At 71.8% G+C, this 23,983-nt stretch carries 24 protein-coding genes; 6 read left to right on the forward strand and 18 right to left on the reverse strand.

The window, feature by feature from the left end; all coding sequences use genetic code 11:
- The first annotated feature begins 28 nt into the window (after positions 1-28).
- Positions 29-1,732, forward strand: coding sequence for a SpoIIE family protein phosphatase (locus AC3ETA_RS25920; protein ID WP_432195303.1), 1,704 nt, complete (start codon positions 29-31; stop codon positions 1,730-1,732).
- Positions 1,733-1,760: 28 nt separating this feature from the next.
- Positions 1,761-2,117, forward strand: coding sequence for a 5-carboxymethyl-2-hydroxymuconate Delta-isomerase (locus tag AC3ETA_RS25925; RefSeq protein ID WP_359096750.1), 357 nt, complete (start codon positions 1,761-1,763; stop codon positions 2,115-2,117).
- A gap of 10 nt (positions 2,118-2,127) precedes the next feature.
- Here the strand turns inward: AC3ETA_RS25925 and AC3ETA_RS25930 are convergent, their stop codons facing one another.
- From AC3ETA_RS25930 to AC3ETA_RS25950, 5 genes are all read right to left on the reverse strand, one after another.
- Positions 2,128-2,817: a TetR/AcrR family transcriptional regulator gene (locus tag AC3ETA_RS25930; RefSeq protein ID WP_432195304.1), complete on the reverse strand. Its 690-nt coding sequence runs from the start codon at positions 2,815-2,817 to the stop codon at positions 2,128-2,130.
- Positions 2,818-2,873: 56 nt separating this feature from the next.
- Positions 2,874-3,932 carry a PDR/VanB family oxidoreductase gene (locus AC3ETA_RS25935; RefSeq protein WP_432195305.1) on the reverse strand — a complete coding sequence of 353 codons (1,059 nt, stop codon included), beginning with the start codon at positions 3,930-3,932 and terminating at the stop codon, positions 2,874-2,876.
- On the reverse strand, positions 3,932-4,828 hold the full coding sequence (locus AC3ETA_RS25940; protein WP_432195306.1) for a metal-dependent hydrolase: 897 nt from the start codon (positions 4,826-4,828) through the stop codon (positions 3,932-3,934). The genes AC3ETA_RS25935 and AC3ETA_RS25940 overlap by 1 nt, the downstream gene beginning before the upstream one ends.
- A gap of 107 nt (positions 4,829-4,935) precedes the next feature.
- Positions 4,936-6,861 carry a hypothetical protein gene (locus AC3ETA_RS25945; protein ID WP_432195307.1) on the reverse strand — a complete coding sequence of 642 codons (1,926 nt, stop codon included), beginning with the start codon at positions 6,859-6,861 and terminating at the stop codon, positions 4,936-4,938.
- Positions 6,862-7,096: 235 nt separating this feature from the next.
- Positions 7,097-7,594: a tetratricopeptide repeat protein gene (locus AC3ETA_RS25950; protein WP_432195308.1), complete on the reverse strand. Its 498-nt coding sequence runs from the start codon at positions 7,592-7,594 to the stop codon at positions 7,097-7,099.
- 122 nt (positions 7,595-7,716) lie between these two features.
- Here AC3ETA_RS25950 and AC3ETA_RS25955 point away from each other — a divergent pair, with 122 nt between their 5' ends.
- Positions 7,717-8,115 carry a hypothetical protein gene (locus AC3ETA_RS25955; protein ID WP_432195309.1) on the forward strand — a complete coding sequence of 133 codons (399 nt, stop codon included), beginning with the start codon at positions 7,717-7,719 and terminating at the stop codon, positions 8,113-8,115.
- Between the two features lie 111 nt (positions 8,116-8,226).
- Here AC3ETA_RS25955 and AC3ETA_RS25960 read toward each other — a convergent pair whose 3' ends face one another.
- From AC3ETA_RS25960 to AC3ETA_RS26000, 9 genes are all read right to left on the reverse strand, one after another.
- Positions 8,227-9,786 carry a DUF1996 domain-containing protein gene (locus AC3ETA_RS25960; protein WP_432195310.1) on the reverse strand — a complete coding sequence of 520 codons (1,560 nt, stop codon included), beginning with the start codon at positions 9,784-9,786 and terminating at the stop codon, positions 8,227-8,229.
- Positions 9,787-9,988: 202 nt separating this feature from the next.
- The gene (locus AC3ETA_RS25965; RefSeq protein WP_432195311.1) at positions 9,989-10,642 is read right to left on the reverse strand and encodes a LuxR C-terminal-related transcriptional regulator; all 654 of its coding nucleotides are present in this window, start codon (positions 10,640-10,642) and stop codon (positions 9,989-9,991) included.
- Entirely contained in the window at positions 10,627-11,904 is a 1,278-nt protein-coding gene (locus tag AC3ETA_RS25970; RefSeq protein WP_432195312.1) for a sensor histidine kinase, read from the reverse strand. The genes AC3ETA_RS25965 and AC3ETA_RS25970 overlap by 16 nt, the downstream gene beginning before the upstream one ends.
- A 53-nt stretch (positions 11,905-11,957) precedes the next feature.
- Complete coding sequence (locus AC3ETA_RS25975) at positions 11,958-12,980, reverse strand: SDR family oxidoreductase (RefSeq protein WP_432195313.1); 1,023 nt, start codon at positions 12,978-12,980, stop codon at positions 11,958-11,960.
- 82 nt (positions 12,981-13,062) lie between these two features.
- Positions 13,063-13,614: a winged helix-turn-helix domain-containing protein gene (locus AC3ETA_RS25980; RefSeq protein ID WP_432195314.1), complete on the reverse strand. Its 552-nt coding sequence runs from the start codon at positions 13,612-13,614 to the stop codon at positions 13,063-13,065.
- A 291-nt stretch (positions 13,615-13,905) separates the two neighbouring features.
- Positions 13,906-14,826 (reverse strand): DUF6891 domain-containing protein, encoded by a 921-nt coding sequence (locus tag AC3ETA_RS25985; RefSeq protein ID WP_432195315.1) that lies wholly within the window; start codon positions 14,824-14,826, stop codon positions 13,906-13,908.
- A 106-nt stretch (positions 14,827-14,932) separates the two neighbouring features.
- A complete protein-coding gene (gene glnII / locus AC3ETA_RS25990; RefSeq protein WP_432195316.1) occupies positions 14,933-15,964 on the reverse strand; it encodes a glutamine synthetase in 1,032 nt (343 codons plus the stop codon).
- 271 nt (positions 15,965-16,235) lie between these two features.
- Positions 16,236-16,937 (reverse strand): RlpA-like double-psi beta-barrel domain-containing protein, encoded by a 702-nt coding sequence (locus AC3ETA_RS25995; protein WP_432195317.1) that lies wholly within the window; start codon positions 16,935-16,937, stop codon positions 16,236-16,238.
- Between the two features lie 118 nt (positions 16,938-17,055).
- Positions 17,056-17,421 carry an arsenate reductase family protein gene (locus AC3ETA_RS26000; protein WP_432195318.1) on the reverse strand — a complete coding sequence of 122 codons (366 nt, stop codon included), beginning with the start codon at positions 17,419-17,421 and terminating at the stop codon, positions 17,056-17,058.
- A 280-nt stretch (positions 17,422-17,701) separates the two neighbouring features.
- On the opposite strand from AC3ETA_RS26000, the gene AC3ETA_RS26005 reads away from it, so the two are divergent.
- Positions 17,702-18,028 (forward strand): hypothetical protein, encoded by a 327-nt coding sequence (locus AC3ETA_RS26005; RefSeq protein WP_030956242.1) that lies wholly within the window; start codon positions 17,702-17,704, stop codon positions 18,026-18,028.
- Positions 18,029-18,117: 89 nt separating this feature from the next.
- Here the strand turns inward: AC3ETA_RS26005 and AC3ETA_RS26010 are convergent, their stop codons facing one another.
- A complete protein-coding gene (locus AC3ETA_RS26010; protein WP_432195319.1) occupies positions 18,118-19,308 on the reverse strand; it encodes a winged helix DNA-binding domain-containing protein in 1,191 nt (396 codons plus the stop codon).
- A 426-nt stretch (positions 19,309-19,734) separates the two neighbouring features.
- Between AC3ETA_RS26010 and AC3ETA_RS26015 the strand changes: the two genes are divergently transcribed.
- Positions 19,735-21,084 (forward strand): DUF2252 domain-containing protein, encoded by a 1,350-nt coding sequence (locus AC3ETA_RS26015; RefSeq protein WP_432195320.1) that lies wholly within the window; start codon positions 19,735-19,737, stop codon positions 21,082-21,084.
- Between the two features lie 7 nt (positions 21,085-21,091).
- Here AC3ETA_RS26015 and AC3ETA_RS26020 read toward each other — a convergent pair whose 3' ends face one another.
- Positions 21,092-21,814 carry an alpha/beta hydrolase gene (locus tag AC3ETA_RS26020; protein WP_432195321.1) on the reverse strand — a complete coding sequence of 241 codons (723 nt, stop codon included), beginning with the start codon at positions 21,812-21,814 and terminating at the stop codon, positions 21,092-21,094.
- Positions 21,815-22,066: 252 nt separating this feature from the next.
- Here AC3ETA_RS26020 and AC3ETA_RS26025 point away from each other — a divergent pair, with 252 nt between their 5' ends.
- Complete coding sequence (locus AC3ETA_RS26025) at positions 22,067-22,366, forward strand: hypothetical protein (protein WP_432195322.1); 300 nt, start codon at positions 22,067-22,069, stop codon at positions 22,364-22,366.
- Between the two features lie 41 nt (positions 22,367-22,407).
- Here the strand turns inward: AC3ETA_RS26025 and pspAB are convergent, their stop codons facing one another.
- Both pspAB and htpX read right to left on the reverse strand, forming a co-directional pair.
- Positions 22,408-22,992 carry a PspA-associated protein PspAB gene (pspAB, locus tag AC3ETA_RS26030; protein ID WP_432195323.1) on the reverse strand — a complete coding sequence of 195 codons (585 nt, stop codon included), beginning with the start codon at positions 22,990-22,992 and terminating at the stop codon, positions 22,408-22,410.
- Between the two features lies 1 nt (position 22,993).
- Positions 22,994-23,911 carry a zinc metalloprotease HtpX gene (gene htpX / locus AC3ETA_RS26035; RefSeq protein WP_432195324.1) on the reverse strand — a complete coding sequence of 306 codons (918 nt, stop codon included), beginning with the start codon at positions 23,909-23,911 and terminating at the stop codon, positions 22,994-22,996.
- Positions 23,912-23,983: the final 72 nt, after the last annotated feature.

The following is a 23,983-nucleotide window of genomic DNA, read 5'->3' on the forward strand; positions in this document are numbered from 1 at the left end:
CCCCACTCGTATCCGAGGGCTGCCGCGGATGAACAATGACGTCAAGCAGTCGGGCACGACCGTGATGGTCGTCGACGACGTCCCGACCAACCTCCCCCACGCTCGGCTTCGCTCGCGCGGGGGGACCCCCATCGCCATGGGCGCGGTGCTGCGCAGCGCGGGCCACCATGTCGTACCGGTCGCCAGCGCGGGCGAGGCACTGAGCGAACTGGACGTACGGCTGAGAGCGGGCGCCCTGCCGGACGTGGCCCTCGTCAACGTCGGACTGCCGGACATGAGCGGCTTCGAACTGTGCCGCCGGGTCAAGTCCATGCCGTCCACGGCCGCGCTGCCCGTCGTCCACTTCTCCGCGACGGCCGTGGACGCGAAGGACCGGTGCCGGGGACTGGACGCGGGCGCCGACGCGTTCCTGCCCGTGCCGGCCGAGCCGAGGGAGATCCAGGCGGTCGTCCACGCGGCGGTCCGCAGGGCGCGCCGGCGCACCGACGCCGAGGCACTCGCCCGCCGGCTGACGCTGCTGTCCCAGGCCATCATCACCGTGCAGACCGCACGCTGCCCGGGTGATCTGGCTGATGCGGCCGCGTCGGGCGCGGACCGGCTCTCGGGCACGCCCGCGGTGGTCTTCGTCATCGGCCCGGACGGGGAGACCCATTGCGGGACGTCTCGCAGCAGGCTCGCACTTCCCGACGCCACGCGGTTGATCACTCGGCTCGCGGAGTGCCGCACCGTGGGGCGCGCCGGCGTGCACAGCACCGTGGTCCCGGCACCCCTGTGCCCGACGGGCCTCTTCCGTCCCGGCACCCAGGACGCCCTCCACCTGGTGCTGGCTTCGGCCAAGGAGGGCCGGGTCCGGGTCGGCGTGGCAACACCGGCCTCCGCAGCGTCCCGAAGGGGCGCGGGGAACTGCGCGACCAGCCGCAACGGACCCGCGGACACGCGACGGCATGACGTGGCACCCCCGGTGGCGCTCCTCGTGGCGCGTCTCGCGCAAGCCACCGCACTCGCGGCCGAACCACTCCTGATGTACCAAGCGGAGCGGGAAGTCGCCCTCACGCTCCAGCACAGCTTCCTGCCCCAACCGCACCGGCTGCCCGACCTGCCGGGTGTCGGCCTCGTCGTCCGGTACGTGCCCGCCTCCCGCCAGACCGAGATCGGCGGGGACTTCTACGCCGCCCTGCCCACCCGCGACGGCGTGCTCACCGCGGTCGGGGACGTCGTGGGGCACTCACTGGACGCGGCCACCGTCATGGTCGAGATCCGCCACGCGCTGCGCGCCTACTGCGTCGAGGAGAGCGATCCGCGGGCCCTTGCCGAACGGCTCGACCGGATGCTGCTGCACTACCACCCGGAGGTCACTGCCACGGTCTGCCTGGTCCTGGTCGACCCCGGCACCGGGCGGGTCCGGATCGCGAACGCGGGCCACATTCCGCCGGTGGTCGTGCGGGCGGAGGGCAGGGCCGAGTACGTGGACGTGGGCGGTCCGCTGCTCGGGCTCGCCCTCGAAAGGCCCGAGCCGAGCGAACTGGTGCTGAACCGGGAGGACCGGCTCCTCATGGTCACCGACGGACTCATCGAGACCCGCGGCATCGACCTGTCCACCTCCATGGAGCAGCTGCGCACGGCCGCCGCGGGGGCACCGCCCGGCCTCGACGCGCTGTGCGACACCCTGCTGGGCTGCTTCGGGCAGGACAGGGAGGACGACATCGCGTTGCTGGCGCTGCGGTTAGGGTGAGCGCTGCCGACGTAGAACAGGAGTGCTCATGCCGCAGATCACCGTCGACCACTCGAAGACGATCTCCTTCGACCGGGCCGCCTTCGCCCGCGACCTGCACACCGCGACCGTCGAGATCGCGGCGGCCAAGCCCGAGGCGTGCAAGACGCAGTTCCGGCCTGGCGACTTCACTGCCTTCGGCTACGAGGACCCCGAGGAGCAGCGCCACGCGGTCGTCCACGTGACCCTCGGCCTGCTCGCCGGCCGCAGCGACGAGACCAAGGCGAAGCTCACCGAGACGGTCCTGGAACTGCTGCGGGGACACATCGAGGACGACGGCATCGTGCTGCACGCCTCCGCCGAGATCCGCGACCTCGACCCGTCGTACCGCAAGTTCGAGCGCTAGGTAGGGCTGTCTAGGACGCCAGCGAGATCAGCCGGGTGACCAGGTCCGCGAACGGGCCGTCGGCCGGCTCGTCCTTGAGCATGCCGCGCAGCAGCGTGCCCATCTCCTCGTCCTGAGCGGCGCTGACGGCGGCCAGCGCGGCGAAGTCGTGCACGAGCTGGACCTCCAGCTCGCCGCGCGGGATGCGCCGGCCGTCCAGCCAGATCAGCGCCGTCGACTCGGCGAGCGAGATCCAGGAGCGGACGACCAGTTCCAGCCGCGCGGGCGGATCCTGCACGCCCAGATGCGAAAGGATCTGGACATACGCGGCCTGCCGCACGGAGTCGATGAGCGCGTTGGTCGCCGAGGAGCCGACGGCCGGGCCGCCGCGCATCAGCGCCGAGAAACCGGGGCCGTGCTCGTCGACGAAGTCGAAGAACCGCCGCATCACCCGCAGCAGCCGCGCCCCCAGCGGCCCCTCGTGCGGTTCGACGAAGCGGCCCGCGAGATCCTCCGAGGCACGCTTCAACGCGGCTTCGTACAAGCTGAGTTTGCCGGGGAAGTAGTGGTAGACCAGCGGGCGCGAGATGCCGGCGGCCGACGCTATCTCGTCGATGGAGACAGCGTCGGGCGAGCGCCGGCTGAACAGGTCGAGAGCGACGCCGATCAACTGCTGCCGTCGCTCCTCGACGCCCATCCTTCGCCGCACCCCGGTAGTCATGCGAACACCTTACCGATCGATTCCGGCCCCGAACGGACCGGACCGACCATGGACGTTCACATGTCCAGTACGAGTCGATCACCCCGGGCCCGGGACACGCAGATCAGCATGGAGTCGGCGCGCTCCGCGTCGGTCAGCAGTTCGTCCCGGTGGTCGACCTCGCCCTCCAGCACCCGCTGTTGGCAGGTCCCGCAGAAACCCTGCTCGCAGGAGTACAGGGTGTCCGGCAACTCGGCGCGCACCGCGGCCAGTACGGTCGAGTCGGCGGCGACGCTCAACGTCCTTCCGCTGCGGCGCAGTTCGACCTCGAAGGCGTCCCCGCCCGAGGCGCGGGGCGCGAACCGCTCCAGCCGGACCCGCGGGACGCGCTCCTCCACCGCGGCCATCAGCCCTTCAGGGCCGCAGCAGTAGACGGCGGCGCCCTCGGGCACGTCCGCGAGGAACCCGTCGAGGTCCGCCGGCCCCTCCACGACCGTCACCCTTCCCCACTCTCGGCTTCGCTCGAGCGGGGGGACCCCCATCCGGCCCAGCTTCCCGATGTCCTCCAGGAACGGCATCGACGCCCGGTCCCGCCCGCAGTACAGCAGCCGCCACTCCACGCCGTCCGGCAGCGCCCGCAGCATCGGCAGGACGGGCGTGATCCCGATGCCGCCCGCGACGAAGACGTACGACTCCGCCTCGACGAGCGGGAACCGGTTCCGCGGCCCCCGCACCTCCAGCTCCATGCCCGCCCGGATCTGCTCGTGCACCTCGCGCGAGCCGCCCCGCCCGTCCGGCACCAGCCGGGTCGCCACGGTGTACGACGAGTCGTCCTCCGGGTCGCCGCACAGCGAGTACTGCCGCACGAGGCCCGACGGCAGCACGAGGTCGAGATGCGCGCCGGGCTCCCAGCCCGGCAGATCGTGCCCCTCCAGCCGGAGTTGTACGACCCCCTCGGCGACCTCCTCGCGCGCGGCCACCAGCACGCGCAGCGCCCGCGAGCGCGGCCGCCCCGAGACCGGCTCCTGCAGGGCGGGCATCGGCCACAGCGGCGAGGTCCGGACACGGCGCCGCATCGCCCGCCGGACGAGCAGGGCGGTACCGGCGACGACGGCCACGGTGCGGAGCTTCGGCATCAGGCGGCACCCTTCGCGGACTGCTCGGCCCTCGCGGCGGCCAGAGCGGCGGGGGAGGAGGCCAGATAGGCGACGGCCCGCTCGGTGGAGCCCTCGTGCGAGGGGTGGTACGCGCGGCTCAGGTACCGCGGGATGGACTTGAGCATCTCCCCGGTCGCGGGCAGCGTGCCGTGCCGGCCCCGGATGTAGAAGTCCTTGAAGGTGGCGCGGCCGTCGATCAGCGTCGGGTCGTTCTCCATGAAGAACCGCGCCCCGCGCTGCCAGAGGAAGACCAGGGCCGTGAACGCGGTCGCCCAGGTCCGCACCCGGCGCCGGTAGCCGCCGTCGACGTGCATGAACAGATCGAAGGCGACCGAGCGGTGCTCGACCTCCTCGGCGCCGTGCCAGCGCAGCAGGTCCAGCATGGTCGGGTCGGCGCCGCGGCGGTCCAGCTCCTCGGCGCCCAGCACCCAGTCGCCGAGGAAGGCGGTGTAGTGCTCGATGGCGGCGATCAGCGCCACGCGCTCCATCAGCCACCAGCGGCGGGCCCGGCCCGGCGGCAGCGTACGGTCGCCCAGCAGCTTCTCGAAGAGCCAGTCGACCTGCGCGGTGTACGGCGTCGGATCGAGCCCCTGCTCCCGCAGATGCGGCAGCACCTCGTCGTGGGCCTGCGAGTGCATCGCCTCCTGCCCGATGAACCCGAGCACGTCCTCGCGCAGCTGATCGTCGCGTATGTACGGCAGCACCTGCTTGTAGACGTGCACGAACCAGCGCTCACCGGCCGGCAGCAGCAGATGCAGCACGTTGATGGTGTGCGTGCTGAACGGGTCCCCCGGCACCCAGTGCAGCGGGGTGTCGTCCCAGGAGAAGGACACCTTGCGGGCCTTGAGGGGCACGCGGTCCGGCGTGTTAGACATGGCGTCAATGTACTGACGGGTAGGGCTCTGGTGAACCCTCCTGCACGCCCTTATTTACATTTCCGTCAGCAGGGCGGGTTCCCGTGTCGCACCGGGGCGCCCCGGTCTCACTGGAGCCCGTTGATCACGCGGCCGCTGTTCAGCGTGCCCTTCAGCTTGGCCTGGGCGCCCTGCTTCGCCTCGGTGGCCAGGAGGTTGTTCCGCGCGGTGCCGCGGACCCCGCCCGTCGCGGTGATCGACGCGGTGTCGGCGGTGCCGGCCGCCAGCAGGTACCAGCCGCCCGCCTTCGCCTTCCACAGCACCCCGGCCAGCACATGCGGGTCACGCGCTCCGCACGCCGGAACGTTCTGCGCCTTCGCCGCCACCGCCCCGAGCTTCGAGCCCGGCGTGCGGAACTGCGCCAGCACCCGCTCACCGCCGCCCCGCCAGGTCTCGGCGCGGGTGCACACCCAGTCCGCCGCACCGGTGCCGTCGGGCAGCGGCTGCGCGGCGAACGACCAGGCGTTCACCGAGCGCACGCCCGCCGAGCGCATCGCGCCGAGCCAGCAGGAGTACGGCGCCCACGTGTGCAGCGCCTTCGCCCCGGTCACGTCCTCGGCCGCCCCGGGACGGCCCGTGGTGAGCCGGGCCGGCACCAGTTCGGCGAGGTCGGTCAGCAGCCGTGTGCCCGAGCTGTCGGTCACCTGAAGGACGTTCCACGACGAGCACGCCCCGGTCTGCTGGCGGATCGGGCTGGACAGCGGCGAGGTGATGCCGTCCCGCACCCCGAGATCCATCGCCCCGGCACCCGGCTTCAGCAGGTCCCGCTCCGCCGCCTCCTTCACCCAGGGCGCCAGCAGATAGCGGACATTGCCGTCGGCCCGGCTCAGCACCACCGCGCTCGCCTCCGCCCGGCCCGCGCCGTCGACCCGGGAGAAGTCCAGGGCGGCGCCGGCCGTGCCGTCCGTCGGCTCGGCATAGCGGGCGATGCGCAGACCGTCGTAGAGGATCACCACGCGCGCGGTGTCGACCGTCCCCGCGTACAGCAGCTGCGGTGCGCCGGGCGGGCCGCCCGCCGGGGTGCCGGGGGTGGCCGAGACGGTGACCGTCGCGCCGGGGCGGGCCCACACGGCGAGGGCGCGGCGCAGCAGGGCCGAGTCGCCGGTGAGGTCGCCGCGCGCCGGCCACACGGAGAAGTCGGTGCGGGTGGCGGACTGCCAGGCCAGCGCCGGGACCTTGGTCAGCTGGGCCGGGTCGAGAGCGGCCTCGGCCGCCGGGTTCTGCGCGTACGAGGGCGCGGCGGGACCGTCGGGGGCCCAGCCCTCGCCGGGCAGCCCGAGCAGCGCCCCGCACACGAGCAGGGCGGCCCCGGCGGCGAGCGCGGCCCGCAGATGCTGCCTGCGCCGCATCAGATCGGTGGGCCGGGCCTGGAGCGAGCAGGGGTCGAACTCGGGGGAGTCGAGCAGCGCGTACTGCGCCGGTACGGCGTCGGCCTCCTCCAGCGCGTCGTCCGCGTCCCCGACGCCGGCCGCGGTCAGCACCTCGCGTACGTCACCGTCCGGGAGCTTCTCCAGGCCGCGCAGGACGTACGCCGCCCGTGCCGGGCCGGACAGCGCCGACAGCCGCTGGTCCAGGGCGAGTTCGTCGGCGCCGCCCGACCGGGGGAAGAGGCGCAGACCCCAGACCTGGGGCAGCAGGGGCGGCAGTTGGGAGCGCTTGGGCCAGGCCGCGCGCTTGAGCGTCCAGCCCGCCTCCAGCGCCGTGCGCAGCACGCGCAGCCGCAGGAAGGCGTACCCGGGGTCGCTGTCGCGGCCGGTCGACTGCGCCGGGATCACGGGAGTCGCCGCCGTCCGGCCGCGGGGCAGCGCGCGCTGGGTGAGGGAGTGCGCGGTCACCACGCGCCGGTTGCGCCCGAGGCTCGGCGGCAGCACCAGGTAGGCGAGCCGGACCAGCCGCGGGTAGTGCTCGACGAGCGCGGCCTCGGCCCGTTCGAGGTCGACGACCGGATCGACGGACTCGGGTGCGGGGCGCGGGGCGACATCCTGTGACTGCACGTTCAGCAGAACGAGCGAATGGACGGTAAGTCACCACCCGCGGTTCCGGCGGAGCCGGTCAGGGGCGCGGGGAGCTGCGCGATCGACCGCGACGGTCCCGCAGACGCCCGACGGCCTGCCGCGGCACATCCCGAGGCGCACAGACCACGGTGCGGCAGCGCCGCCAAGGGGTGCGGGGAACTGCGCGAGCAGCCGCAAGCACCCGCAGACGCCGAAGAAGCAATCCCGGCCATTCCTACGGCGTGGCCACCAGCGCCCGAGCGTAATGCGCCATGGAGCGCTGATATCGGGGCAAATGCGCGGCAAGCGCACCCAGCACCAGCGACAGCCCCTCCCGGTCCCGCCCGAGACTCGACAGACACAGCGCCAGCGTCGCCCGCACCGCGTCGTCCAGTTCGTCCGGGGCCGCGTCCAGCTCCGGCGTCAGCAGCGCGACCCCCTCCTCGGCCTTGCCGATGTTCCGCAGCGAGCTGGACAGCTGGATCTTGGCCCGCCGCCCCTTGTAGCCGCTCAGCCCGAGCTTCAGGGCCTCCCGGTACAGCGGCACCGCCTTGTCCGGGCGGCCTGTCGAGTCCCACGCGCAGGCCTGCTCGAACGGCCCGAGCGGGCTGCGGTCGGGCAGTTCGGCGACGAGGGCGTCGACGACGGCGCGGAAGTCGGCCGCCTCCGCCTCGGCGTAGGTGTCGAAGGACGCCCATGCGGCGGCCACGCGGTCTTCCCAGTCCTGGTTCACCCGGCCCACACTCGCACACCCGTGCCCATGAGAGCCTGCTGTTTGAGCGCATCGCCCGCCACAGCCGTATGGGAGACAAGGGCCCCTGCCAGGGCTCCGTGCGGCATGGACCGGAGGAACAGATGACATTGACCCGACCGATGCTCGCCCTGACCGGCGCGGTGGCAGTGCTCGCGCTGGCCGGCTGTGGCGCCGGCGGCGACAAGGCGGCCGACATGCCCGAGACGGCGACCGGCAGTCTGGAGCATCTGGCATCTACGGCCAAGTGCGACCCGAACATGCAGACCGACGCCGACGAGATCCGCCAGGCCATCTGCAAGAGCGGCAAGGAGAAGTACATCCTCGCCACCTTCGCCACCGACCGCGGCCAGCGAGAGTGGATCAACACGGCCAAGGACTACGGCGGTTACTACCTCGTCGGCCGCAAATGGGTCGCCGTCGGCGACGAGGACGTGGTGACGTCGCTGCGCGACAAGCTGGGCGGGGACATCGAGATCGGGACCGACCACTCCGGTCATTAGAGGAGCGGCTCACGAGCCGTTCCGTGAGCCGCGAAGGCCGACCGCACATACCGGACCGGCATGCGAAAGCCGGCGGTGGGAATCTCCCACCGCCGGCTTTTCAGCGAGGTGCTACTGGCAGTCCTGGCCGGAGTTGATGCACTGGACCACCTGGTTCATCAGGTCCTCGTCCATGACGTTGATGAAGTCGTTGTGGTCGGTGATCGGTTTGTGCAACTGCTCCGGGAAACCGTCCACGGCGTACGGGTTCTGCACCTGACCGTTCTCGACGGTCGGGGCCTGCACGTCGTAGACCAGGCGGACCTGGAGCTGGGGGATGGCCTGGAAGCCGTTGCCGCAGCTGCCGTCCGCCTGCACGAAGGAGACGTGCGTGCGGTGGTTGGCGCTGTCGATGTTCTGGCCGTCCCAACAGCTCTGGAAGTTGGACGTCCGCACCACGGAGCTGCCCTCGGGGCAGATCACGTACTTGTCCGTCACCTGCCGGTCCTCGAAGCCGGTGCAGCTGAACGAGGTGTTGGCGTTGGCGAGACCGTTGGTGAAGGCCTTGGCGTCACCGGTGATGATGCGCAGGAACTTCGGCATCGCGACGACGTCGCCCTGCTTGTTGCCGACGAACCTCATGTCCGCCTCGCTGGCCTCCAGGATCGTGCCGACGTTGCCCTCGGCCCCACCGCCGGCCTGCTCGGCGTCGAACTCGTTCGAGCCGTCCTGAAGCCTGAGCACCGGCCAGTAGTAGGTGGACTTGTCCGCCTGGTTCTGGCAGGTGGTGTCCGCGTTCGCGAGGTCCTCGTCGCTGGAGAAGGCGTTGTTGTCCTGGTTGCCGACGTAGTCGTGCGTGTGGTGCGCGCCGTTGCCGACACCGGGGGCGACGATCAGGTTGTCGGTGTTGAACAGGTTGTTCTCGTTCGTGCCGCACTTCGCGGTGAACGAGCCGGTCGAACCGCTGTCCCCGTTCGCGGCCAGACCGTTCGGGAGGTTGCGGGAGTTGGGCTGGACGTCCTCGATGTTGACGAAGTCGGCAGCCACCGGACCGTTGCCGGCCTGGCCTCCGTTGCCCTCGGGTACGGGGTCGAGACCGTTGTCCTGGCCGTTGTCCTGGCCCTGGTCCTGACCGTCGTTGTTCTGGTCCTGGCCGTCATTGTTCTGGTCCTGGCCGTCGTTGTTCTGGCCGTCACCGTCGCCGTCGTTCGTCTCCGGCTGTTCGGCCGGGACACCCTGGCACTGGGCGAACCGGTCGAGTCCCCGCGGGCGCTGGCCGCCGGCCCGGTTGATGTTGATACCGATCCGGTCGAGGGTGGCCACACGCTTGGACTTCAGCGGGCCGAGGATGGCGTTGTCGACGTAGTTGGCGTCCCCCGCCTGGGCCTGCCGCGTCTCGGCGAGACGCGTGTAGGCCTCCGTGATCTGCTTGTCGAGCAGCGCCAGCTCCTTGGCGACGCCCCTGCGCGCGCTCCGCGGCACCTTCGTCAGCTTCTGGCCGACATCAGGGCAGTTGATCGTCGCGACGCGAGCGTTCGTGGACTTCGTCCGGTTCCACCCGGAGTTGTCCTCGTGTGCCGAAGCATAGAAGTTGGCCCAGACAAGCCCGCCCCCACCGAGCGCTAGGGCCGCCGATGCGGCTATGGCCTTGGTGGCCAGCGGCGTACGGCGTTTTCGAATGTTGCGTCCCATGGAACTCCTCTGACTTCCTTTTTCGGGGCATCGAGGCGCCCGACAGGAGTGAAGCGGCTCCCTTTCATACGCAGGGGGTCCCAGGGGTGTTCAGCCGTCACGGAAATTGTTGAGAGATTCGTGAGAACACTGTGTCCCCAACAACCCCTGAAATACCGCGAGTTGTTGATCCCGTACGGCGGGTGAATAAGCGGGTCCGGTTTTACCGGCCATGGTCGAGATACGCGAGAACCGCCAGCACGCGGCGGTTGTCGTCGTCCGACACCTCCAGGCCCAGTTTGGCGAAGATGTTGGCGGTGTGCTTGGCGATGGCCCGTTCCGTGACGACCAGCCGCTCGGCGATCGCCGCGTTGGACCGCCCCTGCGCCATCAGCTCCAGCACCTCCGTCTCGCGGGGCGTGAGCCTCGCCAGCGGCTGGTCGTCGGCCGCGCGCCGGCTCAGCAGCTGCTGGATCACCTGCGGGTCCATCGCGGTGCCGCCCGCCGCGACCCGCCGTACGGCGTCGACGAACTGGTCCGCGTCGAACACCCGGTCCTTCAGCAGATACCCCACCCCGCCGCTGCCGTCGGCGAGCAACTCCCGCGCGTAGAGCTGCTCCACGTGCTGCGACAGCACCAGCACCGGCAGCCCAGGCTTCCTGCGGCGGGCCTGAAGCGCGCACTGGAGGCCCTCGTCGGTGTGGGTCGGCGGCAGGCGTACGTCGACGACGGCGACGTCCGGCTCCAGTTCGGCCAGCGCCCGGGACAGCTCGGGCCCGGTCTCGACGGCCGCCGCGATCTCGAAGTCGTAGGCCTGAAGGAGCCGGACGAGCCCGTCGCGCAGCAGGAACAGGTCTTCGGCTAGGACAACGCGCAAGGAATCTCCATGGTGACCATGGTGGGGCCGCCCGCGGGCGAGCTGACGGCCAGGACGCCGTCGAATGTACCCAGTCGCCGCTCGACCCCGGCCAGGCCCGAGCCGGCCCCGATCACGGCGCCGCCCTTGCCGTTGTCGGTGACGCTGATCCGCAGCATGTCGTCCGAGTGGTGCAGGTCGATCCAGATCCGGTCGGCGCCCCCGTGCTTGACCGCGTTGGTGAGCACCTCGCTGATCGCGAAGTACGCCGCCGACTCCACGGGCGCCTCCGCCCGCCCGGGCACCTCCACGTTCACCTCGGTCGTCACCGGCAGCCGCAGCGCCAACGCCCGCACGGCGTCGCCCAGTCCGCGTTCGGCGAGGACGGGAGGGTGGATGCCGCGCACCAGGTCGCGCAGCTCCGAGAGCGCGTCGGCGGACGACCTGCGGGCCTGCGCGACGAGCTGCCTGGCTTTCTCCGGGTCCTTGTCGAGCAGCGTCTCGATCGTCCCGAGGTCCATGCCCATCGCCACCAGCCGCGCCTGCGCCCCGTCGTGCAGATCCCGCTCGATACGGCGAAGTTCGGCGGCCGAGGTGTCGACCGCGTCCCGCCGCGTCTCCGTCAGTACCCGCACCCGCTCCGCCAGTTCGCCCTGATCGGTACCGAGGACCACCCGGGTGAGCCGGAAGTGGGCCCGGAGCAGGCTCGGGGTGTAGAAGTGCGCCAGGAGGAGCAGGCCGACGCCCAGGGCGGCGGCGCCGAACGCGGACGTCTGGTCGGTGACCGGCACGAAGCCGTACCAGTACGTGCCGCCCGCGTCCGTGAAGACCCGCCACAGGCCCGCCGCGATCACGAACCCCTCCAGCGGGTAGAACAGCAGCACGGCCGGCAGCAGCGCGGTGAAGAACCCCGCCGTCATGTCGACCGGCAGCCACAGCAGGTCCCGCCAGGTCGCCGGGTCGCCCAGCATCCCGAAGGTGCGGGTCCACGGATTGGCGTCCTTCGGCAGCGGCCGGTACGCGGGCGGGATCCGCACTCCGCCCCACTCGGCCGCGAGGATCCGCCGCCAGTCGGCGAACGCCCGTACCCCCGTCAGCGCCCACGGCGTCGTGACGATGCCGACGCCGATCGGTATCAGCGCGACGGAGACGAGGGAGAGGACGAGACAGAGGACGGATCCCGGCAGGGACACCAGCGCCAGCGCCAGCCCGCGCACCGCGGCGACCCCCATGCCCCGCGCCCTCGAACCCGCACCGGGGCCGCTCTTCGTGTCGTTGGTCATGCCGCTCAGTCTCGCCGAGCCGGCAGCGGTGGTCACTGGGCCGGGCCCCCGGCTCAGGGGGTGGTGCCAGGTACACCCTCCGCCGACGCCGCGAGCACCTTCGCCTCCACCTCCGGATCGAGTCCCTTCTCCGTCCGGTCGGGCCGCATGGGCGCGGTCCCCCCGATGTCCTGGAGCCAGCGCCAGGTGTCGGCGACGGTCTCGGTGACGGGACGGCAGCGCAGCCCCGTCGTGACGGCCCGGGACACATCGGCACCGTGCAGGGCGTCGTGCAGGTCGCTGCCCGGCGGCACCCACACCGGCAGCTGAGTCCAGGGCTCGATGCCCGCGTCCAGGATCACGTCCGGGTCGGTCCAGCGCAGTTCGGCACTCCCGCCGACGGCGGCCACGCAGGCGTCGAGCAACTCGCCCATGGTGGCGTGGCCCTGCGGGCTCATGAGGTTGTACGGCCCGCTCAGCTCCCGCTCCACGGCGCCGAGGATCCACTCCGCCAGGTCGCGGACGTCGATGTACTGGAGGGGCAACTCCCGCGGCCCCGGCGCCAGCACCGGCCCTCCGCGCCCGATCCGCCCCAGCCACCACGGCAGCCGTCCGACGTTCTCGTACGGCCCGAGAATCAGCCCCGACCGTACGAGCACGCAGTGGTCCGCCCCGAACTCCTCGACGGCGGCCAGCTCCCCGCCCCGCTTGTCCCGGGCGTAGTCGGTCTGCTCCGCGCCGGCCTCGGCGCCCTCGACCACCGTGGCGTCCTCGCCGTACCCGGCCGGCGGGGCCCACTCGTACACCGAGCAGCTCGACACGTACACATACCGCCCGGCGCGGCCCCGCAGCAGCCGCGCCGAGTCCCGTACGGCACGCGGCGCCGCCGACCAGGTGTCGACGACGGCGTCCCACTCACCCTCCGCGAGCGCGGCGAGCCCGTCCGGCGCGGTGCGGTCACCGTGCAGCGACCGCACCCCGGCCGGGGGCTCCTGCTGCCCCCGATGGAAGACGGTGACCTCCCATCCTCGCCCGAGGGCCGCCTCCACCACTGCCCGTCCCGCGAACCTCGTACCACCCAGCACCAGAAGTCTCATACGGCCGACTCTGCACCGTGGGCACGCGGGACGGAACAGCACTCTGCCGACAGCAGAAGCCCTGACGGCCCCGGCGGGGGGTTCAGCGCCCGGTCGGCGGGGCGTACTTGTACCCCACCCGGCGCACCGTCCGGATGGTGTCGCGGTGCTCGGCGCCCAGCTTGCGGCGCAGCCGGGCGATGTGGACGTCGACCGTACGGCCGTCTCCCCCATGCCCGTAGCCCCACACCGTGGTGACCAGCTGGTCGCGGCTGTGCACCCGGTGAGGGCTGGCCACCAGGTGGGCGAGCAGCTCGAACTCCAGGTAGGTGAGGTCGAGTTCACGCCCGTCGACGGCGGCGGTGCGCCGCACGGAGTCGATCCGGACGAGCGGCTCGGCCTCGGTGTCGACGGCGGCCGGGACCGGCGGCCGCCGGTCGGCCGGGACGAGCACCAGGTAGCCGATCATCGGCGGCTGCCCCGGCAGCGTGGGCAGCGAGTGCTGGGGAGCGGGCAGCCAGGTGGCCCCCGGCGGCAGAAGGTCCGCCACGTCGATCACCTCGTCCCCGTCCACGGCACGCAGATGATGCCGTGGCGCGTCCGGGGCGGAGGCGGCGTCGAACGGGGCGGTGGACAGGGAACGAGTGGTCGCCATGAGAGGTCAGCTCTTTCGCGCGAGAGGTCCGTCGTGGGGAGGAATGTCGTTCGCGCTGGCCGAAGGCCGGGCTACGGCTTTAGAGGGCCCGCGCGTTCATCGCGAGGCAACACACCCGGTCGAAGTCGTGGTGCTGACGGGAAGGCCAGAAGGGCTCCAGGTCATGGCGACCTGTCGCGGAGTGCTTCTGGATGCCGACCATGCCCCCATTGAAGCAGAAGGCGTCCAGGGGAAGGACCCTTCTCCCACTGGCCGGACGCTTCCGCGACGCCGATCCGGGTGTCGTGTACCTCACCCCTCCAGCCGTCTGCGCCAGTCCAGCGGTGTGACGCTGATCGATGTGCCCGGCGACCCGTCCCACCGCGTGGACAGCCCGGCGGCGTCCAGTGCCGCGACGACCTCCTGCCCGATGCCGGCGGTGGTCTCCTCGGAGCCGTCGAACCCGCCGTAGTACAGGGCGAGCCCGTGCCCCTCGGCGGCGTGCTCGACGACCTGCCCGTGGAAGAACACGAACCCGCGCGCGTCCTGTCGCTCCGCGCCGATCTCCGCCGTCCCGCAGCCCCGGCAGCAGGTGAAGTTCTCGCGGGCCGTGATGCCGCTCGCCTCCAGCGCCCGGAAGGCCGCGGTGAGCCGCTCCGGGTCGGTCATGCCCTCCCAGGCCGCCTGCTCGTCGAGCCTCTCCAGCCACAGCCGGTCGACCAACTCCCGGGCCTGCGCCTCGGATACGGGCCGGCTGTCGCCGTCGACCAGATACTCCTCGGCGGCCTCGGCGAGCGCCGCCCGGTCGTCGTACCCGCACCGCAGCAGCGCACGCACCCGGTCCTCCACCTCCGCGCGCACGGTGGGCGCAAGCGCGGGCACCTCCTGCGGCGGATCCGCCTCGACCGGCGACCAGGCGAACCCGCCGTCCCAGCCGCCCCGCTGCCGGGCCCACCCCAGCAGCGCCTCGGTCACCGCCGTGGCGTCCGGGACGGCCGCGGCGACGAAGCGCTCGCGGCTCTCGCGGTGTTCCAGCCGGTAGTCCGAGCCCCGCTCGTGCCACACCTGGGCGAAGACGTCCGGCACGTCCGGTATCCGCTGGATCACCAGCCAGTGGTCCCCGCGCCCGCCGAGCCGGTGCACCAGGTCGCGCAGCTGCTCCTCGGACGGCCGGACGTACGTCTCGCCGTGCTCCGTCTGCACCTTGACGGCCAGAGCCTCGTCGTTCTGCATGCCCCCACGATGGCATCCGTCACTGACAACGGGGCCGACGTACGGCGAAGGGGCGCCCACCCGTCGGTGGACGCCCCTTCACGGAGCTTGCGAGGCCCTGCCGGGATCAGACCTGGCCGGCCTTCTCCAGCGCGGAGCAGCAGGTGTCGACGAGCAGCCGCGTCACGACGTACGGGTCGACGTTGGCGTTCGGGCGGCGGTCCTCGATGTAGCCCTTGCCGTCCTTCTCGACCTGCCACGGGATACGGACCGAGGCACCGCGGTTGGAGACGCCGTAGGAGTACTCGTTCCACGGGGCGGTCTCGTGCAGGCCCGTCAGACGGTCGTCGATGCCGGCGCCGTAGTTCTTGACGTGGTCGAGCGGCTTGGAGCCCTCGCCGAGCGACTCACAGGCGGTGATGATGGCGTCGTAGCCCTCACGCATCGCCTTGGTGGAGAAGTTGGTGTGCGCGCCGGCGCCGTTCCAGTCGCCCTTCACCGGCTTCGGGTCCAGCGTCGCGGAGATGCCGAAGTCCTCGGCGGTGCGGTAGAGCAGCCAGCGGGCGACCCACATGTGGTCGGAGACCTCCAGCGGGGAGACCGGGCCGACCTGGAACTCCCACTGACCGGGCATGACCTCGGCGTTGATGCCGGAGATGGCGAGACCGGCGGCCAGACAGTTGTCCAGGTGGGCCTCGACGACCTCACGGCCGAAGATCTCGTCGGCGCCGACACCGCAGTAGTAGCCGCCCTGCGGGGCCGGGAAGCCGCCCTTCGGGAAACCGAGCGGGTAGCCGTCCTGGAAGAAGGTGTACTCCTGCTCGATGCCGAAGATCGGCTCCTGGGCGGCGAACTTCTCGGCGACCTCGACCAGCGCGGCACGGGTGTTGGACTCGTGCGGCGTCATGTCGATGTTGAGGACCTCGCACATGACGAGGACGTCGTCGCCGCCGCGGATCGGGTCGGGGCAGGTGAAGACCGGCTTCAGGACACGGTCCGAGGAGTGGCCCTCGGCCTGGTTCGTGGAGGACCCGTCGAAGCCCCAGATCGGCAGCGCGTCCAGACCGGCGGGCGCACCCGCGATGATCTTGGTCTTGGAGCGGAGCTTGGCCGTCGGCTCGGTGCCGTCGATCCAGATGTACTCAGCCTTGAAGGTCACGGGCCACATCCTTCGGGGTGGGTCTAGGCGCACTTGCGGGTGCTGGCGGCGCTGCGGCACTGGGGCGCCGCGCTGATGCCCGCGAGCCTGTCAACAGGCGATTTCCCGGTCATTGCTCCCATGTGAACCCCGTGTTACCTGGTGTTCGTGTGACGTGGTTCGCGTGGCGTGCGTGGCGTGTACACATACGCCGGCACAGGTACGCGGGCCCTGCCACTCGTGGCCGCGAGTGGCAGGGCCCATGACACGTACGAAGTCGCCTCTTCGGGCGTCACCCCACCTTCTCGATCACCGCACGGCGGATGAGGAACTTGCCGGGCTCGCGCACCTGCTCGAAGGCCGCGTTGTTCAGCAGCACACAGCTACCGGAGACCGAGGTGACCTCCACCGTCGTGGACTTGTTGTTGTCCAGGTTGGTGACCTTCAGCTTGGTACCGGCCGGGAACTGGTTGCTGGACGCGGCCGGAGCCCCGCCCTCGCCGGAGAGCGTGACGGTGGAACCGTTGCAGACCTGCTGCCCGGCCGCGGCATCACCGCCGGCGTTGCCCGCGTTCTGGTCGCCCCCGGCGTCTCCGGCACCCGCGTTTCCGGTGTTCCCGGCACCCGCGTTCCCGGCGTCGTCCGCGGGAGCGCTCGGCTGCGCGGCCTGGGAGTCCTGAGCCGACTCCCCGGCAACGCAACCGGACGCTTCCTGCTGGACCTTGATCTGCGCGATGACCGCCTCGCGGTTGGCGATCCGGGCCGCGGACTGGGCGTCGGGGTCGGCCTTCTGCCCGTCGATGAACTTCTGGTTGTTGCCGAGGGCGGTGGCGAGCCCCTGGCACACGGTCGAGTCCGCGGCCGACTTGACGGTCGGCGCCTGTGAGGCGTTCGAGGTGCTCGCCATGACGAAGGCGCCGCCACCCGCCACCGTCGCCGCACTGACCAGCAGAGCGATCTTCTTCTTCGTACCGAGAGTTCTCCTGCGCGACATGCGCGCCTCCTGAGCGGTAGGGGAGCGTACGCCGCTATGTACGAGATACCGAACGGAGTTACTCAGCGGTTACGAGAGTCTCTGAAGTAACGTGCGTCACACCGGATCTGACGGAGCCTCAGTTCTTGCGGGACACGGCGTCCTGGACGGCTTCATCCGTGCGTCCGACTACGGCCGTGCCGTCGTCCGCGGTGATGATCGGCCGCTGGATCAGCTTCGGGTGCTCGGCGAGCGCCTTCACCCAGCGGTCCCGCGCAGACTCGTCCCGGGCCCAGTCCTTGACCCCGAGCTCCTTGGTGACGGCCTCCTGGGTGCGGGTGATGTCCCACGGTTCGAGTCCCAGCCGGTCCAGCACCCGGCGGATCTCGTCCTGGCCCGGGACGTCCTCCAGGTAGCGCCGGACCGTGTAGTCGGCCCCCTCGGCGTCGAGCAGGGTGAGGGCGCTGCGGCACTTGGAACAGGCCGGATTGATCCAGATCTCCATACGGCCCACGGTGGCCCGCACTCCCTGCGGGTCCTTCGTCGGACCGGACGCCGATCACGCTTCGGCGTGCGTCCGCGGAAGGGCTTTGTTCGAATTCTCCGGCGCCTCTCGCGCACCCCCCGGATCCGGTGTGACACGGCGACAGTTTAGTTGCTGACCTGGGGATTTCCTGGCCGCATCGGGTTCGTCGATTGTCAGTGGCGGGCACTAGACTGTAAGCAGTGTTCGAGAGTGTCGCCGGGGAACCCGGACGGCGCTCGACCGCGACAGGAGGATGCCTGTGCCCGCTGCCGCACTGAAGCCGAAGCCGACCCGCAAGCCGTTGCCCACCCAGTCCACCGCCAAGCACCCGGTGCTGCTCGACCTGCCGTACGCGCCGGTGGAGAAGCGACCGCTGCCGCCGGGACGTCCGCGCGAGTGGTACGTCACCCACAACCGCCGTCTCAAGGCCATGCGCCTGGCGATAGCGCTGCTCGACTCGGGCGTCTACATGCCGAACCAGGCGCGCAACGACACGATCAGGACCGCCGCGGAGACCATCGGCGTCCACCCGCCGTCGGACACGACCTGCCACATGGTCAGGGCGCTGATGAGGTACTCCAGGTAGGCCCGGACGCCGGGTGCGCCGAGTCCTGGGGCGCGCCCGGTGTTCGCGTGTCGGCGGGGGCGAGGCGGACCGGCCCTTTGAGGGGGCTGTCAGGCCGAGAGCTCCTTCTCCATCGGAGTCCGGAACCGGGGCGTCACCCGGGCCGCCCCCACCCACCCCCGCAGTCGCTCGGCCTCCGCCGCGACCGCCGTCTCGGCCGCCTGCCGCTCCTGGCTCCCGAGGTCCGCCGGCAGCCGCCAGACGATCTCGCCGTCCCCGCGCCGGGCCCAGCCGCCCACGACACGGCCGTTCCACCACACCGTCGGGCCGACGTTGCCGCTCCTGTCGAACAGCGACGGCCGCAGCTCCGGCGCCAGGTACCAGTCCCGCTGCTGCCAGCCCATCGCCGTGGGGTCGAGCCCGGGCAGCAGCGCCGCCCACGGCTCGGCGGGGCCGTCCACCGGACCGGCGTCGCCCGCGACGACGTACCCCGTCCCCTCGTCCACGGAGACGGCCTCGGCCGCGATCGCCGTGAGCGCCCGGCGGACCTCCGTGACCTTCCACCCGGTCCACCACTTCAGGTCGGCCTCCGTCGCCGGCCCGCACACGGTGAGCCAGCGCCGCAGGAGCTCCGCCTGGGCGGCGGCCGCGTCCAGCTCGGGATGGTCGGGTGCGACGGCCCACCGGAACCGGGAGGAGGTCCAGGAGCCCAGCGGCCGGCCGCGCACGACCTTCCCCTCGACGCCGAGCACCCTGAGCAGCCGTGCCGAGACGGTGTGCACGCCCTCGTAGCTCTTCCCGGCCGCGTACACGAACCGCTCCCCCAACCGCGGCTCGTCCTGGGCGAGTTCGGCCGCCGTGGCCTGTCCGCGCCGGGCGAGCGCGGCGAGCGCCGACTGCTCGACCTCCGCCAGCCAGGCCGCGTCCGGAGCCCCGGCCCTCGCCATGTCCTTGACCAGCGAGGCACGCTCCCTCGCGGCGACCGTGAGGCCCGTGGAGGCGTGCACCACGGCGGTCAGCTCCGTGGGGAAGACGAACACGGTGTGCCGCATGCCGTGCATCCGGACCAGCTCCCGGTCCTCGTACAGCGCACGCTCGGTCGCGACGACGGTCTTCGCGGCGTCGGCCAGCCGCGCGCCGACGGCCAGGTACACGGTCGCCGGATCGGAGCCGTGCAGCGCGACCAGCGAGTCGGCGACCCCGGCCGGGTCCTCCGCCCGCGTGACGCCGGTCAGCCGGTGCCGCAGCCCCAGCCGGGCCCGCCGCTCCGCCGCGCCGATGTACCGCACCCCGTCACCCATCCCGGCCTCCACCCGTCACACCCTCGCTCCGCCGCGGCGCTGAACGGTCACGCCCCCGGCCCGCACACCACTGCCCGCATCCTCGCGGACGCCACTGACAACGCCCCGTACCCGCTCCTCCGCACGCCCTCGCTCATCCTCCGCCGTCACCTGAGACAACGCCCCGTACCCGCTCCTCCGCACGCCCTCGCTCACCTTCCGTCACTTGAAACAACGCCCCGTACCCGCTCCTCCGCACGCCCTCGCTCACCCTCCGCCGTCACCCGAAACACCTCCCCGACGTGCGCGGGCCCGTCGCGCCGCTTTCACTGCGATCAGGAGGTGGCGGACCTCCCCAACGGGCGGCGGGGCAGTGGGAGGTGCGATGGGCAGGTTCGGCGGGCGACAGCCACGGCGCACCTCGGTCGGACCCGGGGCCCTCGTCCCATGACCAGCCCGACCACGCCCGCCGACCGGTTTTTGCGCGGAAAGGCCGCCCGCAAGCGCGCCCCGCGCTCCGCGCACGCCGCCTGGATACCGTCCGTCGACCGCCCCGACCCCGTCGCCGTGCTGGAGCGCCAGGGCCGCGACCGGCTGCCGGAGCTGCTGCCGATCCGGTACGGGCGGATGACGGCGTCCCCGTTCGCCTTCCTGCGCGGCGCCGCCGCCGTGATGGCCGGCGACCTCGCCGCCGCCCCGCACACCGGCCTCACCGTGCAGCTGTGCGGCGACGCCCATCTGCTCAACTTCGGCCTGTACGCCTCCCCGGAACGCACGCTGCTCTTCGACCTGAGCGACTTCGACGAGACCTTCCCCGGCCCGTTCGAGTGGGACGTCAAACGGCTCGCCACCTCGGTCGCCGTGGCCGCCCGCGAGAACGGCAACCCGGATCCCGCGGTCGCCCGCGCGGCCCGCGAGTCCGCCGCCGCGTACCGCACCGCGATGCGCCGGCTGGCCAGGCGCGGCGAGCTCGACGTCTGGTACACCCGCATCGAGGCCGAGCAGCTGCTGCCGCTGCTCCGCGCCGGCCTACGGCACCACCGCGTCGAGGCCAGCCTCGGCCGCGCACGCCGCCGCACCAGCCTGCGGGCCTTCGGCAGGCTGACCGAGACCGTCGACGGGCACCGGCGCATCATCCACGACCCGCCGCTCCTCGAACGCGCGGGCACCTCCGACATGGCCGCCCTGCGCAAGACCTTCAGCGACTACCGATCGACCCTCTCCGAGGAGCGCCGCCTGCTTCTGGACCGCTACCGCTTCGTCGACGCCGCCCGCAAGGTCGTCGGCGTCGGCAGCGTCGGCCTGCGCTGCTTCATCGTGCTGCTCGCCGGACGCGACGCCGGCGACCCCCTGTTCCTCCAGATCAAGGAGGCCCGGCAGTCCGTACTGGAGGAGCACCTGCCGAGCGGGCCGTACGTCCACCCCGGTCACCGTGTCGTCGCCGGGCAGCGGCTGTTGCAGGCCGCAGGCGACATCTTCCTGGGCTGGATGTCGGGACCGCAGGGGCGCGCGTTCTACTGGCGTCAGCTGCGCGACACCAAGGGCTCGGCGGACGTGGCCTCGATGGGCCCGGCCGACCTGTGCACCTACGCCCGCCTGTGCGGCACCGCCCTCGCACGGGCCCACGCCCGCTCCGGCGACCGTATCGCCATCGCCGGCTACCTCGGCGGCGCCGACACCTTCGACCGCGCGGTGGCCGACTTCGCGCTGGCCTACGCCGACCAGACCGTCAACGACCACACGGCCCTGGGCACGGCCGTCGAGGCGGGCGTGGTGAGGGCCGTACCCGGCGCCTGACCGGCGTTCAGCCGGTGCCGGCCAGTACGGCGGTGACGAACTCCCGCCGGTCCTCGGCGTGTTCCTCGAACCACATCCCCAGCATGTGCTCGGCGCCGGGCACGTCGAACCGCGTGAACCGCGCCTTGGCGGAGAGGGCGTCCCGCACCGCCTCCGTCACCTCCGGCGGGATGATCGCGTCCATCTCCGGCACCGCGAGCACCGCCCGGCCCTCGTACGCCCGCAGCACGTCCAGGGCGGGCGCCCCGCGCCAGCCGTCCGGCCTGCGGATGATCTCGCTGAACCGCCCGTCCCCCTCGCCGAAGGGCACGTCCCACGCCTCCGCGGCGTACACGGCGGGCGCGCACAGGCCCACCGCCGTCACGCGCTGCCCGTAGTGCCCCACGAGATCGGTCACTGTCTGTCCGCTCATGCTGAACCCGACGAAGACCAGCGGGCCGTTCGCGGGCACCCGTGCGTCGATGACCGCGACCGCCTGCTCGAAGCGCCGGCGCAGGCTCAACTCCCTCGGTTCGCCGCTGCTCTGGCCGTGCCCCGAGAAGTCGAAGGCGAGTCCGTGACAGCCCCGGGACACGAACTCGGCGAGCATCGGGAGCAGCCGTTCCTTGCTGCCGATGCCCGCGCCGTGCAGCAGCACGGCGGTGGCCGCGGTGGCGTCGGCAGCACCGCCGTGGACCCCGCTGAGGAGTTCGCCGTCGTGGGGGTGGGTGAAGGAGGAGAGCTCGGTCATGGGCTCATTCACTCACACCGGACACCGGCCGAACTCCCGCCCGCGGAAAAGGAGATGCACGCGCAGTGACCGGCTCCCTACCCTGGACACGCGTAACGGAGCAGTTCACGCCGGTTCCCGCAGGGAAGGCGTCACCCTGCGGACTCGGGGCTACTCTCTACGCACCGACGGACGGTCGCCCGTCCCCCAGCGCCCCGTCGGGGAGATGTGCACGCACCGCTCAGTACCGACCCACGCCCACGGAGGCCCGTGATGGGCACCATCGTCATGTCCGGGACTGTCGTCCTGGTGATCCTAGGATTCGGAAACCACGTCTACTGGCTGGCCGCGGTCGCCGTGCTCTTCCTCTACCTCCAGTACGGCCGCAGCCCCTCCGCGCCGAGCGGCAGGCCCGGGGGAGGGCCCGGCCGAGGATCCTCGTCCGGAGGCGCCATGCCCGCGGACTACCGCTCCTACCGTGACCGTCGCGACATGCAGGCCAAGTGGGAGCGCCGCTACCGCCGCGAGCGCCCCCTGGAGTCCCGTCGCCAGGAGCGCGAGAAGAGCAAGTGAGACCACCTGTGGTGGTGACCCGAGGCTGAGGGTGCCCCCGGTCAGAGGCCGGGGGCACCCCACACCGGGAACCAGCGGTTCAGGTCCTGCTCGATCCGCAGGTCGCCCGCGAGGGCGGCCTTCACCCGCAGCTCCAGCGGGTTGTCACGTCGCTCGGCCGCACCGGGAAGCGGCGCGAACGGATAGAAGGTGCCGCGCTTGTAGAGATAGACCAGGGCGAGCCTCCGGTCCCTGTCGTCCTCGAATCCCACCAGGGAGCACAGCAGCTGCGGGCCGAAGCCGTTGACCTCCATCGCGCTGTTCACCGCGTGCAGATCGTTGACCAGGTCCGGGAGCTGGTCGGGCGAGCGCTGCGAGACCAGCCACGAGTAGCCGTAGTCGTCCCTGGTCAGCCGCACCGGCCGGCCGTCGCGCCCGGCGTCCGCGTCGAGCAGCGCCTGGACCTCGCGGTGCGTCTGGTCGAAGGCCGCGCCCTCGACCGTGGCGAAGCACACCGCCCCGCTGCCGGTCGGCCGGAACCCGGCCGCCGCCTCCAGCGTCACCGCCGCCGACGGCAGCGCGAACAGCCGGTCGAGATCGGGCGCGACCGGCTTCGTACGGCCGAGCAGGATGTCGAGCAGCCCCATCTCACGCCCCTTCGGGAGTCGCCGCCTCGCCCAGCTCGCCGGAGATCCGCCCCAGCTGGTCGAGCCGCTGCTCCAGGCTCGGGTGGGTGGAGAAGAGCTGCGCGATGCCGGGGTCACGGCCCAGCGCGGGGGTGAAGTAGAAGGCGTTGAAGGCCTGCGCCGTCCGCAGGTCCTTCGTCGGGATCCGGGCGATGTCGCCGGAGACCTTGGTCAGCGCGGACGCCAGGGCCGACGGCCGCCCGGTGAGCAGGGCCGCGGCCCGGTCGGCGGCGAGCTCCCGGTACCGCGACAGGGCCCGGATCAGCAGGAAGCTGATCGCGTACACGGCCGCGGACACCCCGAGCACAGCGGCGAAGATCACGGCGGTGTTCTGGTCCCGCCGCCCGCCTCCGAACAGCTGGCTGTAGAAGGCGAACCGCACGATCAGCCCCGCGATCACCCCGAGGAACGAGGCGACCGTGATCACGGCGACGTCCTTGTGCGCCACGTGCGACAGCTCGTGCGCCAGCACACCCTCCAGCTCGTCCGGCGCCAGCCGCCGCAGCAGTCCCGTGGTCACGCAGACCACGGCGTGATCGGCATTGCGCCCGGTCGCGAACGCGTTCGGCATGTCCATGTCCGAAACGGCGACGACGGGCTTCGGCATGTCGGCGATGGCACACAGCCGGTCGACGACCCCGTGCAGCTCGGGATACTCCTCCCGCTCCACGACCCGCCCGCGCATCGCGAACAGCGCGACCCGGTCGGAGAACCAGTACTGGGCACCCAGCAGCCCGGCCGCCACGACCACCACGAGCACCCAGGACTTCAGCAGCACGATCAGCGCGGCCACGAAACCCACGTACAACAACCCGAGCAGAAACAGCGTGACGCCCATACGAGCGGTCAACCGCCGATCACTCCGGAAGCGGCTCTGCATCTTGCATCACCCCGCAGTCAGGCACTCGTCCCACTGCCAGTGTGCATCCACCGGCCCCCATGAAGCGGTCCC

Source organism: Streptomyces sp. bgisy027 (genome assembly GCF_057710365.1).

Bases quoted from the DNA above. Each gene is read 5' to 3' on its own strand.
- AC3ETA_RS25930 (WP_432195304.1), bottom strand. From the start codon at position 2,817: ATGACTACCGGGGTGCGGCGAAGGATGGGCGTCGAGGAGCGACGGCAG.
- AC3ETA_RS25995 (WP_432195317.1), bottom strand. From the start codon at position 16,937: ATGTCGCGCAGGAGAACTCTCGGTACGAAGAAGAAGATCGCTCTGCTG.
- pspAB (WP_432195323.1), bottom strand. From the start codon at position 22,992: ATGGGGCTGCTCGACATCCTGCTCGGCCGTACGAAGCCGGTCGCGCCC.
- AC3ETA_RS25980 (WP_432195314.1), bottom strand. From the start codon at position 13,614: ATGGCGACCACTCGTTCCCTGTCCACCGCCCCGTTCGACGCCGCCTCC.
- AC3ETA_RS25970 (WP_432195312.1), bottom strand. From the start codon at position 11,904: ATGACCAACGACACGAAGAGCGGCCCCGGTGCGGGTTCGAGGGCGCGG.
- AC3ETA_RS26010 (WP_432195319.1), bottom strand. From the start codon at position 19,308: ATGGGTGACGGGGTGCGGTACATCGGCGCGGCGGAGCGGCGGGCCCGG.
- htpX (WP_432195324.1), bottom strand. From the start codon at position 23,911: ATGCAGAGCCGCTTCCGGAGTGATCGGCGGTTGACCGCTCGTATGGGC.
- AC3ETA_RS25985 (WP_432195315.1), bottom strand. From the start codon at position 14,826: ATGCAGAACGACGAGGCTCTGGCCGTCAAGGTGCAGACGGAGCACGGC.
- AC3ETA_RS25920 (WP_432195303.1), top strand. From the start codon at position 29: ATGAACAATGACGTCAAGCAGTCGGGCACGACCGTGATGGTCGTCGAC.
- AC3ETA_RS26000 (WP_432195318.1), bottom strand. From the start codon at position 17,421: ATGGAGATCTGGATCAATCCGGCCTGTTCCAAGTGCCGCAGCGCCCTC.
- AC3ETA_RS25960 (WP_432195310.1), bottom strand. From the start codon at position 9,786: ATGGGACGCAACATTCGAAAACGCCGTACGCCGCTGGCCACCAAGGCC.
- AC3ETA_RS26020 (WP_432195321.1), bottom strand. From the start codon at position 21,814: ATGACCGAGCTCTCCTCCTTCACCCACCCCCACGACGGCGAACTCCTC.
- AC3ETA_RS26015 (WP_432195320.1), top strand. From the start codon at position 19,735: ATGACCAGCCCGACCACGCCCGCCGACCGGTTTTTGCGCGGAAAGGCC.
- AC3ETA_RS25925 (WP_359096750.1), top strand. From the start codon at position 1,761: ATGCCGCAGATCACCGTCGACCACTCGAAGACGATCTCCTTCGACCGG.
- AC3ETA_RS25935 (WP_432195305.1), bottom strand. From the start codon at position 3,932: ATGCCGAAGCTCCGCACCGTGGCCGTCGTCGCCGGTACCGCCCTGCTC.
- AC3ETA_RS25955 (WP_432195309.1), top strand. From the start codon at position 7,717: ATGACATTGACCCGACCGATGCTCGCCCTGACCGGCGCGGTGGCAGTG.
- AC3ETA_RS25940 (WP_432195306.1), bottom strand. From the start codon at position 4,828: ATGTCTAACACGCCGGACCGCGTGCCCCTCAAGGCCCGCAAGGTGTCC.
- AC3ETA_RS25975 (WP_432195313.1), bottom strand. From the start codon at position 12,980: ATGAGACTTCTGGTGCTGGGTGGTACGAGGTTCGCGGGACGGGCAGTG.
- AC3ETA_RS26025 (WP_432195322.1), top strand. From the start codon at position 22,067: ATGGGCACCATCGTCATGTCCGGGACTGTCGTCCTGGTGATCCTAGGA.